The following is an 11,400-nucleotide window of genomic DNA, read 5'->3' on the forward strand; positions in this document are numbered from 1 at the left end:
AAATTTTATGTTAAAAAAAAATATCATCCCATTGCTGTTAATAGTCTTTATCCTAAGTTCATTTTGTACACCGGTTATGGGACAAAAAACGATTCAACACGCTTTTGCCAGAGATCATATTAATCTAAATGGCTCTTGGAAATATATCATAGATCCGTACCAAATGGGTTATCTCGATTACAGACAAAAACCATTCGATCAAAGTAAATCAGGAAAAGGAGGCTTTTATGACAACATTACTTCCCCAGACAAGAAAACAAGAGTCGAATACAATTTTGATTTTGAACCTTCTTTGCAGGTTCCTGGTGATTGGAACTCTCAGGATCAAAAACTACTATTTTATGAAGGTACTGTTTGGTACAAAAGAGATTTTGTCGCAGATCCACAAGCCAATAAGAATTACTTTTTGTATTTCGCAGCGGTAAATTACGAGAGTCACGTTTATTTGAATGGCGAAAAAGTAGGTACACATAAAGGTGGATTCACTCCATTTCAATTTGATGTAACATCTAAATTAAAAAAGGGCAATAACTATGTGGTGGTGATGGTTGATAACATACGCAAAAAAGATGAGGTACCAACGATCAACACAGATTGGTGGAACTATGGCGGAATAACTCGCGATGTTTTACTAATAAACACACCAAAATCTTACATCGAAGACTACAAAGTGCAGTTAGCTAAAAATGATCCTACTCAATTAGAAGGTTTTGTCAAGTTAACAGGTAATACAAACCGCGAAAAAGTGGTTGTAGAAATTCCTGAACTCAGGATAAAAACCACGCTTGAAACTGATGCCAATGGTTATGCACAAATCATAATTCCTACAAAAAAAGTTGACTATTGGTCGCCAGAAAATCCCAAGTTATATGATGTTAAGATTAGTTCAAAGTCAGATAAAATTAATGATAAAATTGGCTTTAGAACAATTAAAACCGTTGGAAAAGATATTTTGTTGAACAATCAATCTTTGTTTCTCAAAGGAATTTCTGTGCACGACGAAAATCCGTTGGTGGGAGGTCGTTTACGGTCGGAAGGTGATATGAGAATGATCCTTGGATGGGCAAAACAATTAGGTTGTAATTATATCCGCCTGGCACATTACACTCATAACGAAACGATGCTGAGGCTTGCTGACGAGATTGGATTATTGGTGTGGGCAGAAGTTCCTGTTTATTGGACGATCTCTTGGAGCAATCCTGAGACCTATAAAAATGCCGATGATCAATTGACTGTGGGGATTGAGAGAGATAAAAACAGAGCTTCCGTAATTATCTGGTCAGTAGGGAATGAGACGCCTGTCAGTAAGGAGCGTAATGTTTTTATGGGTAAATTAATTGACAAAGTTCGTAGTTTAGACGATAGTAGACTTGTTGCAGCCGCCTTGGAAATCGAACGCAATGGCTATGACGTAACCGTTGAAGATCCTTTGGGTGATAAGCTTGATCTCGCCAGTTTTAATGAGTATGGAGGCTGGTATTGGTCTGAGCCAAAAGAATTACCAAAATATAAATGGGAAATAAAATTCAATAAACCAGTGGTAATCTCCGAGTTTGGTGCCGATGCATTAGCAGGATATCACGCAGATGAAGATACAGTATGGAGTGAGGAGCATCAGCAATTGTTTTATGAAAAACAACTAGAAATGCTTGACAAAATAGATGGACTGCGAGGAATGACACCTTGGATTCTAGTCGATTTCAAATCTCCAAGACGTCAAAATCCTGTTTATCAGAATTTCTGGAACAGAAAAGGTCTTATTTCGGAAACTGGGGTCAAAAAGAAGGCTTTTTACACGCTTCAGAATTATTATCAACGGAAATCATTAAATAATAAATAAAAACCTCATTGTATATGAAAAATATATTTAGAGTATTAAGATTAAGCATGCTTTTCTTTCTAGTCTCTTGCACGCACGAGGATAAAGTAGAGTTTGTTAATGGGGAAACAGGACAAGTGGAAAATCCCGATCCTTTTTCCGCAAAAAAGATAATTGCTGATATGGGACCTGGTTTTAATCTTGGTAATACCTTTGATAACGGGATTCATCCGACCTCTTTGTCAGCAATCAAACCCGTTATTGATCTGTATAAAAATGCTGGGATGAAACATATTAGAATTCCAACTACCTGGATGGATAGATTTGCATCTACTCTTGCAGACAATAATGGTAATATTAATGTCAATCATCCAAGGTTTCTGGAACTAAAAGCAGCTATAGATTATGCTCTTTCTCAGGATTTATATGTTATTCTGAATACCCATCACGAGTCTTGGCTTAAGGATCATTACGACGGATCTGAGCAGTATGACAGTAAGTTCCGGACTTTATGGACAGGTATTGCTACCTATTTTAAAGATTATCCACAGAAATTAATTTTTGAAGTTCTAAACGAGCCAGAAGGTAATTTGGGAGAGCTAGACGGCAATGGTCCCTTTCCTGATCCTACCGATGCATTGGCTTTACAATACACCAGAAAAGTAAATCAAGTTGGCTATGAAGCTATACGTGCAACACATGGTAACAATGAAAAACGATTAATTATGGTAGGTACTAATGGACAAGGAAATGCATTGTATATAAGTAATGTCTATCCAAGCAAATCGTCATTGCCAGGTGGAGGAAATGATAATTATCTATCTATACAGGTTCACACTTATTCTCCTTGGGCATTCTGCGGAGAAACTGGAAGTAATGCTGCTTTTCCCGGAACGGCCAGTTTTGAGACGGGCATTCAAAATGTGAAAGCACATTCGATAAAATTGAATGTTCCTGTTCATTATGGCGAATTCGGAGTAGGAAGAAGTAGTAATGCTGCAGAGAGAAATACCGATCTTGTTAGAAATTATTACCGTACAATGGCAAGAACAACCTTAGCTCAATCAATGTCATACAGCGTTTGGGATGATAGAGGTTGGTTTGCTCTGATAAATCCAACGGGTACATCTTTCGTAAATAATATAGTACCGTACATGCTACAATAAAATCAAATCACAATATTATTTTCTTTAAGTTGCTGTTTCATAATTTTATATAAAACTATGAAACAGCTTTTTTAATTGCTGGCTGATAGCTCTGAAAATCATTTAATAATGCTAGCAATTCCAATTAGAGAAAATGAAAGTAGGTGAGTTATACTTAATTGTCAAAAATATTTTTGGAAAATATATATACATTATGAATTCTGGTTAATTTATTGAAATCCTCTAAAAAAGTGTTCAATAATTTTATCGCTAAAATCAAAAACAAAAAATGGCTCCAATTTACTATAAATTGAGTCATTTTTTGTTTTGATTCCGGAATTGTCCGGATTAATCTTTTTAATGTTTAATTAAAATAGGTGTGAAACATTTGATATGTGTTTTGTTTGAAGTGTGATATTAATTATGATATAAATGATTGTTTAGCATTGTCTTATGTAAATTATATCAATGTTTAATTTTATATTATTTTTCTGATTTTGTAAGAATGTTTCTCAAATTTGACATATCATCACTAATTCGTTTATCAAGTATTTTTGCATAATGCTGAGTAGTTTTGATATTAGTGTGACCAAGCATTTTACTAACACTTTCAATTGGAACTCCATTGGATAATGTTATAGTAGTCGCAAAAGTATGGCGAGCAATATGGAAAGTTAACTCTTTTTGGATGCCACATATGTTAGCAATTTCTTTCAGGTAGGAATTCATTTTCTGATTACTGAGGACTGGAAATAATCTATTTAAATTTATGCATTCGGGGTGGTCTTCATATTTCAAAATAAGTTCTTGTGCTAATGGTAATAATGGGACTCTAGTTGAGGTGTCAGTCTTCTGACGTTTTTTAAATATCCATTCATTACCGTCTACGCCAGTATTTATGTGAAATTTTGATAACTGCTTGACATCTACATATGCTAATCCCGTGTAGCAGCTAAATAGAAAAATATCTCTAACCTGATTTAATCTTTCGGAAGCAAAATCTTTTTCAAAAATAGATTGTATCTCTTCTTTGTTTAGGTATGTTCTTTCTACAACTTTAATTTTTGCTTTGTATCCTACAAAGGGATCTTTGGCTAACCATCCGTTCGCTATGCATAATCGTATTATTTTTTTGAAATTTTTAAGATATTTAACTGCAGTGTTGTTTGCGCATTTGCGAACGCTCCGAAGCCAAAAATCATAATCCGCTATAAAAGCGTGGTTAATCTGCGTGATGTCTATATCGCAAATTTTATATTTCCATTTTAGAAATTCCTGAGTGTGTTTTAAAGATGTCTTATAACGTTCTAAGGTTCCTGGTGCGAAATCCTGACCTATTAATGCTTCCACCTTATCATTGTGATCCTGAAATATGGGGATTAGCATCCGTTGTTCCAAATCAGTACCCAAAAGCTTCGACTTCAAACCATCTGCCGTTACAAAGTTTTCCTCTTTCAACATTGAATAATGTGTATCATAAACTTGCTGTTCCAAAGTTTTGAGGTAAGTATTTAGTATTTTGGCATCTTGCCCATAACCAACAGCTTTATGAGATTTACTGTCCCATTTCTTTGGGTCAATATACCTTTTGGCTGCAATTTCTGCGGCTTTGCCGTCGATTGTTATACGCAAATAAATTGGAGCACTTCCGTTTGTGCGGATTTTATTCTTTTTGATAAAGAATAGAAGATTAAATGTCTTGTTCATTTTGTGATAATTTTAATTGTTTAAAAAGTTACTTTTTATTACCACTTTTCTGCAAGATGTATGTTGTTTAAACATCCTATTCATAGGCTTTTTCAGGTTTTTTAGTGACCTGTTTTTGGTGTTTTTTGAATAGGTCACTAAATAGGTCACTTGAAATATGACCTTTTTTGTATTATTTTGCTATATGAACAGAAACAAAAAACGCTGTAAACATTTATGTTTACAGCGTTTTAGCTTATTTTGGTTTCTAACCTGGCGGAGAGTGAGGGATTCGAACCCCCGGACCTGTTACAGTCAACAGTTTTCAAGACTGCCGCAATCGACCACTCTGCCAACTCTCCTTACTTGCTACGATTTCTCGTTTTCAGTGGTGCAAATATAGAAAGCTTTTGTGTTTTGTCCAAATAATATTTGAAAAAAGTTTTTAAGTTATTAATTATCAAACTGAAAAATTAATTGTGATACTTTAAAACCTTGTTGATTCTTGTGCTTTACGAGAGAAAAGTCTGTAAATCCAGTGTTTTTGTTATTACAATTTTACCAAAAATGAAAAATTAGTTGCTTTAATTTTACTATTAATCTATTAAATTAGGAAAAGATTTGGAAATTAATTTAGACTTAAAAATCAATCAAATTGTAAATCCTTCATCATAATGCAAATTGAACACCTTGCAATCATAAATCATAAATAAAATCAATTTCTAAAATAACTATAAATTATTAATAGTATCTTTGGTGCGGTAATGTATATGTGAAGTGCTGATTTTAAGTGATTAAGTCCTGTGCCATTCGCTTCACTTTATTTTTTGCTGTAGAGATGGCATACAGCGTTTTATTTTATTTAAATTATGAATGCAGTAGCATTAGACTTTCCTACAGTTTCTTATGCAGAGTTCCTTTCTAATTTTAAGGCTTCTTTAGGGTCTTTGTTTCAAAGAGAAAACATAGATCAATTAAGTCTTTCCAGAGGTTTGCCTCCTAATGTTTGGAAAGAAATTTTCAATTTGAAACCTCTTTCTGTTGCTATTCCAACTGAATATGGTGGAAGAGGCGTGAAGGTGAAAGAATGTCTCGGATTGCTTTCTGCAGCTTCATACGAGTCTCTTCCATTGTCATTGACATTCGGGATTAATATTGCATTATTCTTGGAACCTTTGGCTAAATATGGGAATAACATCATCAAAGGTGATATTTTCAAACATTTCCTAGATTTTGGAGCAATGGGTGGATTGATGATTACTGAACCAGATTTTGGTAGTGATGCATTGAATATGAAAACCCAAAACAAACAACTGAAAGACAATTCTTACCACATCAAAGGAACTAAACATTGGCAGGGTCTTACAGGTTTGGCTAATTATTGGTTAATTACTTCAAGAAATATCAATGCTGAAGGTAATCTTGGTAGAGATGTGGATTTCTTCATAGCAGATACTCACAAGCCAGAACAAAACATTGAAGTTAAGGAATATTATGATAACGCAGGTCTTTATATGATTCCTTACGGATTAAATAAAATCGATATCAAAGTTCCGGAACAAAATAAGTTAATTCCTGAAAGTACAGGTCTTAAAATGATGTTGGACATTCTTCACAGAAGCAGATTCCAGTTTCCGGGAATGGGAATGGGATTTTTAAAAAGAATGATGGACGAGGCTACAAAACATTGTAAAGAAAGAATTGTTGGTGCTTCTAACTTATTTTCTTTGGATCAGGTTCAATATCAATTGGCAAAATTACAGTCATTCTTCACGCTTTCTTCTGCAATGTGCGCAAAAAGTACAAGCGTAAGCGGGATTGATAAAGATGTTTCAGGAAGTGGTGTTCACGCTAACAGTATGAAAGCTTTTGTGACAGATATGATGCAGGAAGCTGCTCAGATTTTGGTTCAATTATCTGGTGCAAAAGGTTACAGACTAAGTCATATCGGTGGGAGAGGAATTATGGACAGCCGACCTTTCCAAATCTTTGAAGGTTCAAACGAAATGCTTTATACGCAAATTTCTGAAGGGATTTTGAAAGATATGAAGAAGAAAAAAACAGACAATTTAGGAGAATATCTTTTGATTAATGATATTACTAAAGATGCTGCAAAATTATACTCGAAAGAACTTAATGTGACGATTGATGGTCCACTTTCTCAAAGAAAAATGATAGACCTTGGGAAAATTATTTCAAGAATCGTGACAGTTAATGACTTACTAGATCTTAATAATGCAGGTTTTAATCAGGATTTGAGTGATAATTCTATCGAAATTGTAAGACAAGAAGTTGTGACACTCTTAGCTTCTATGAGCCACCACAAAAACATCAACGCCGTTTGCGATATCAGTGAGAAAAGTGATTGGATGTCATTTTTCTAATGATTATTTCAAATTATAGATAAGAAAAATGCCTCTAATTTTAGGGGCATTTTTTATGTCTCGCATATTTGTCGTATATTTGCGTATAATTTCTAAACAGTTTTCTGTAATTGCTGAAAATTTTCAAGACAATTTATTGTGTTTTCGGTCATATGGGTTAATGTTATATTGGCAGCACAAGTTCCAAATTGCAAAGACAGAACGGCTTTTTAATCTTATTGAGATTTGATTTCAAATTATTGATGAACTCATTTCGGACTTCGTAACTTCATTTCAATAACTAAAATAACAAACATAATTTATGGCAGATTCTTTCTCCAAAAAAGAAAATTTCAAGAAAAAACAACAAAAACAAAAAGAAAAAGCACTTCGTCGTGAAGAGCGTAAAACTAATAACGACAAAGGAAAAGACATCGAGTTTATGTATGTGGATGCATACGGAAGATTGACTTCTACACCTCCAGAGGAGAAGTTGGAAGTAGATTTGGATAACATCCAGTTAGGTGCAGCGCCTGTGGAAGCAGAAGAAGCTGTGAAAACAGGAATCGTAACTTTCTTAAGTGAAAAAGGATACGGTTTCATCACTGAAAATAAAACCAACGAAAATATCTTTTTCCATAGTAACAATTGTGCAGTGCCGGTAAAAAAAGGAAACAAAGTAGCTTTCGAAAAAGAAAGATCCCCAAAAGGCTTTTCGGCAGTCAATATCGAACTTGTCAAATAACTTTTTGATTTTAAAATATTTACAATAAGCTCCAGTCGGAGCTTATTTTTTTTGGCTTCATTTTAGATAAAAGTAATTTATGAATATAGAATTACTAGGTTTAATTGCCGGAGGAATTACATCAATCGCAATGATGCCACAACTCATCAAAGTTATCAAGGAGAAAAATGCCAAAGATATTTCCGTTGTGATGCTTTTGGTTTTGATTACAGGATTATCACTTTGGGTTTGGTACGGAATCTTACAGGACGAATTACCAATTATTTTATCAAATGGTTTTTCGGTTTTAGTCAATCTAACTTTGCTGGTATGCTGTATTATTTTCAAAAAGAAAAACTAAATCTCATAAATCTCAGCATCCGTAAACACATAGAATCTTCCTTTTTTAGGGAGATTTTTTGTATCTAATCCTGTAAACTCGCTGAAAGCAGGAAGCAATAATTGACTTTCTGAGACAACAAAACAAGGCAATTTGATATTTTTCACCGAGGAATTGATGACAAATCCCGGATGAATATGACCCGTAATCTGAAATTTCTCATTCTTTTTCTGAAAATCGTGAACGAAAATAAATTCATCAATTTCGAGAAATTCATCTCTGAAATTAAGGCAGAGTTTGGCTTCCAGTTTTTTTGAAATTCTGTCGTGATTGCCTTCTATCAGATGAAATTCAAGATTTGGAAATTGGTTTTTCCATTCGCAGAATTTGTCGACACCAGAATTGTCTCCGGCGTGCAATAAATCACCGACCACAAGGAACTTTTCGGGTTTAAAATATTCTATGAGAACGGATAATCTTTGCAAATCGTTTTCAAAAACCTGGTCGGAGAGGGCAATCCCGTTTTTGCGGAAATGAGCGGTTTTTCCGATGTGCAAATCGGAGAGAATCAACGCTTTTTCTTTTTTCCAAAACAAGGCACGCTGATTGGTTAAGGTAAAAACTTCGTTTTTTATGTTGATATTTTTTGTTGCTATTTTCATAATTAAATAAACATAATCTTTGTCATTCCGTAAGAAACCTAGCGTAGCGGTTCGACGAAGTCAATCTAAACAGCTGAGATTCCCACGGAATGACAAAAACACTGCAAAATTCACAAAAACAAATATTATTTTTTCTTCGCCTGCTGAATCAGTTTCTGAATTCTCAAATCCAAATCTTCACTCGTCAAAGTCTGTCTCAAACTGTCTACTTTTATCGGGAAACTCAGTGGCGTAAAAGCGTTGGCAAATTTCAGGATAATTTTTGATTTTTCGATTCTTTTGAATGCTTCAACCAAACGCTGTTCCTGCAATTGCATATTGAATACCTCCGTATAAGCCTGTCGCACGAGGAAATGATTCGGGTCGTGGTCTTCCAGAACTTTGAAAATAAGACCTGCCGAACTTTGCAAAGATTTGTTGGAGCGCTGTTGTCCGGGAAAATTCTGAACAACCATCCCGGAAATCACCGCAATATCACGGAATTTTCTCCTTGCCATTTCTGCCGCATTGATGCTGGAAATCACATCAGTCATTAGATTTTCTCTCGTTAAAATTTTGTCTAAATTTTCTTCATTAAGCGGAATTTCTTTATCACTGAACAGTTCAAAGCCGTAATCATTCATCGCCATCGAAAAGGAAATCGGAGCCAGCTTTGAAATCCGGTAAGCAATCAATGCAGCCATTACTTCGTGCACCAAACGACCCTCGAAAGGATACATAAACAGATGATAACCTTCACGGTTCTTAATCAATTCCACCAAAAATTCATTATCCTTCGGAATGTGCGACCGTTCTTCCTGATTAACCAGAAGCGGATGCAGGAATTTTAGTTCTTTTTCAGAAGCTTTCGGATTAAGCGCTCCGGATAATTTTTCACGCAAAAACTGACCGAGATTAGAACTCAATGGTAATCTTCCGCCCAAGTAACTCGGAGCCTGCGCTTTTCCTTTGGAAGCCCGAACGAAAACCGTCATATCCTTTATCATTGCGACTTCCAGAACTCTTCCGGCCAAGATAAATTTCTCTTCTTTTTTTAATCTCGAGATAAAATATTCCTCAACCATCCCGATGTATCCGCCGGAAATAAATTTCACTTTCAGCATCGCATCGCTCACAATCGCACCCATATTCATCCGGTGAAGCATCGCAATTCTTCGGGAAGTTACTTTGTGCAGACCATCTTCCATTACCACGACTTTATGGTATTCTTCGTAGCTTTTCAGCGCGCTTCCACCAATTGTGAGAAAATCAATCATCGACTTCCATTCTTCGTCCGTCATTTCCTGAAATGTGTAAACCTGCTTGATTCTTTCATAGGTTTCTTCGGGATAAAATCCGTCGCCAATCGCCAAAGTCATCAGAAACTGAACCAAAACATCGAAGCATAAAACCTGCGGTTCACGAGGCTCAATCACATTTTGTTTGACGGCTTCTTTCAGGGCTGAAACTTCAATCAATTCCAAAGAATGGGTCGGAACACAATAGATTTTTGAAGTTTCAAAAGGGGAGTGACCGCTTCGTCCGGCACGCTGCAGAAACCTCGCAACACCTTTTGCAGAGCCAATCTGAATAACCGTATCAACAGGTTTAAAATCAATTCCTAAATCCAGAGACGACGTTGAAACAACGGCTTTCAGTTTTCCTGAACTTAAATTTTCCTCAATCCAAATTCTCAGATGTGCATCAATCGAACTGTGATGAATTGCGATTTGTCCGGCAAAATCTGGATAAGCATTGAGCAATAATTGATACCACATTTCACTTTGGCTTCTCGTATTGGTAAAAACAATCGTTGATTTTGATTCGAGAATAATTGGAACAACTTTATCCGCCAATTTTTGCCCGAGATGTCCTGCCCAAGGCAAAATTTCAACTTCATTCGGAAAGACGGAAAGAATCTCAATTTTCTTGTGTTCTTTGGCGGTAACTTTTGTTTTTTTAATTGGATAAGGAATCAAAACTTGCATCGCTTCATCGAGGTTTCCGATTGTTGCCGTAATTCCCCAAATCTTCATTTTGGGAACATAATTTCTTAATTGCGAAATCCCCAATTCCACCAAAACGCCACGTTTTGAACCCAATAATTCGTGCCATTCATCGACAACAATTGTTTGTAAATTCGTGAAAAAACGCTGATGATTTTTCTGCCCGAGAAGAAGATGTAAACTTTCGGGAGTTGCCACGAGAATTTCGGGCATATTTTTGACCTGCTGTTGCCGGACTTTTGGGTCGGTGTCGCCATTTCTGACTCCGACTGTCCAATCCAGTCCGATTTCGTCAATCGCTTCCTGCATTGCCTTGGCAATATCTTTCGAAAGGGAACGGAGCGGCGTAATCCAAATCATTTTCAGTCCCTTTTTGTATTGGTCGGGATAATTTAGAAAGTCTGAAATTAAAGCTAAGAAAACGGAATACGTCTTCCCAAATCCGGTTGGCGCAACCACCATTCCGCTATAACCATTCCCAAATTTCTGCCAAGTCTGAATCTGAAACTTGAATGGAGAAATACCTTTATCGCTCATCCAGTTTTGAATGATTTTGTAGCCGTCGGTATTTTCGAAGTTGCTCAATTTTTTTTTATTTTATACTTAGTTCTTCTTAATAAAATAAACTCGTTTATTTCTTCAACATTAAGAATTTAAGAATATTGAATGAAATAAT

8 protein-coding genes and 1 tRNA gene are annotated in these 11,400 nt (G+C 35.6%); 5 read left to right on the forward strand and 4 right to left on the reverse strand.

What is annotated here, in order from left to right; all coding sequences use genetic code 11:
* Positions 1 to 7: 7 nt before the first annotated feature.
* Both KI430_RS01075 and KI430_RS01080 read left to right on the forward strand, forming a co-directional pair.
* Positions 8 to 1,840 (forward strand): glycoside hydrolase family 2 protein, encoded by a 1,833-nt coding sequence (locus tag KI430_RS01075; RefSeq protein ID WP_248876453.1) that lies wholly within the window; start codon positions 8 to 10, stop codon positions 1,838 to 1,840.
* A gap of 14 nt (positions 1,841 to 1,854) precedes the next feature.
* Positions 1,855 to 2,985, forward strand: a complete 1,131-nt coding sequence (locus tag KI430_RS01080) for a glycoside hydrolase family 5 protein (protein WP_248876454.1) — start codon at positions 1,855 to 1,857, stop codon at positions 2,983 to 2,985.
* A gap of 462 nt (positions 2,986 to 3,447) precedes the next feature.
* Here the strand turns inward: KI430_RS01080 and KI430_RS01085 are convergent, their stop codons facing one another.
* Positions 3,448 to 4,671 carry a site-specific integrase gene (locus tag KI430_RS01085; protein WP_248876455.1) on the reverse strand — a complete coding sequence of 408 codons (1,224 nt, stop codon included), beginning with the start codon at positions 4,669 to 4,671 and terminating at the stop codon, positions 3,448 to 3,450.
* 253 nt (positions 4,672 to 4,924) lie between these two features.
* Positions 4,925 to 5,012 (reverse strand) — tRNA-Ser (locus KI430_RS01090).
* 507 nt (positions 5,013 to 5,519) lie between these two features.
* Here KI430_RS01090 and KI430_RS01095 point away from each other — a divergent pair.
* From KI430_RS01095 to KI430_RS01105, 3 genes are all read left to right on the forward strand, one after another.
* Positions 5,520 to 7,034, forward strand: a complete 1,515-nt coding sequence (locus KI430_RS01095) for an acyl-CoA dehydrogenase family protein (RefSeq protein WP_248876456.1) — start codon at positions 5,520 to 5,522, stop codon at positions 7,032 to 7,034.
* Positions 7,035 to 7,335: 301 nt separating this feature from the next.
* Entirely contained in the window at positions 7,336 to 7,758 is a 423-nt protein-coding gene (locus KI430_RS01100) for a cold shock domain-containing protein (RefSeq protein WP_074233687.1), read from the forward strand.
* A gap of 79 nt (positions 7,759 to 7,837) precedes the next feature.
* Positions 7,838 to 8,098 carry a SemiSWEET transporter gene (locus KI430_RS01105; protein ID WP_248876457.1) on the forward strand — a complete coding sequence of 87 codons (261 nt, stop codon included), beginning with the start codon at positions 7,838 to 7,840 and terminating at the stop codon, positions 8,096 to 8,098.
* On the opposite strand, the gene pdeM is transcribed toward KI430_RS01105, so the two are convergent.
* On the reverse strand, positions 8,095 to 8,739 hold the full coding sequence (pdeM, locus tag KI430_RS01110) for a ligase-associated DNA damage response endonuclease PdeM (RefSeq protein ID WP_248876458.1): 645 nt from the start codon (positions 8,737 to 8,739) through the stop codon (positions 8,095 to 8,097). The two genes, KI430_RS01105 and pdeM, sit on opposite strands and share 4 nt — an antisense overlap.
* A gap of 125 nt (positions 8,740 to 8,864) precedes the next feature.
* Entirely contained in the window at positions 8,865 to 11,261 is a 2,397-nt protein-coding gene (locus KI430_RS01115; RefSeq protein WP_410744678.1) for a ligase-associated DNA damage response DEXH box helicase, read from the reverse strand.
* Positions 11,262 to 11,400: the final 139 nt, after the last annotated feature.

It is taken from the genome of Epilithonimonas zeae, from assembly GCF_023278365.1.
Classification (GTDB): domain Bacteria; phylum Bacteroidota; class Bacteroidia; order Flavobacteriales; family Weeksellaceae; genus Epilithonimonas; species Epilithonimonas zeae_A.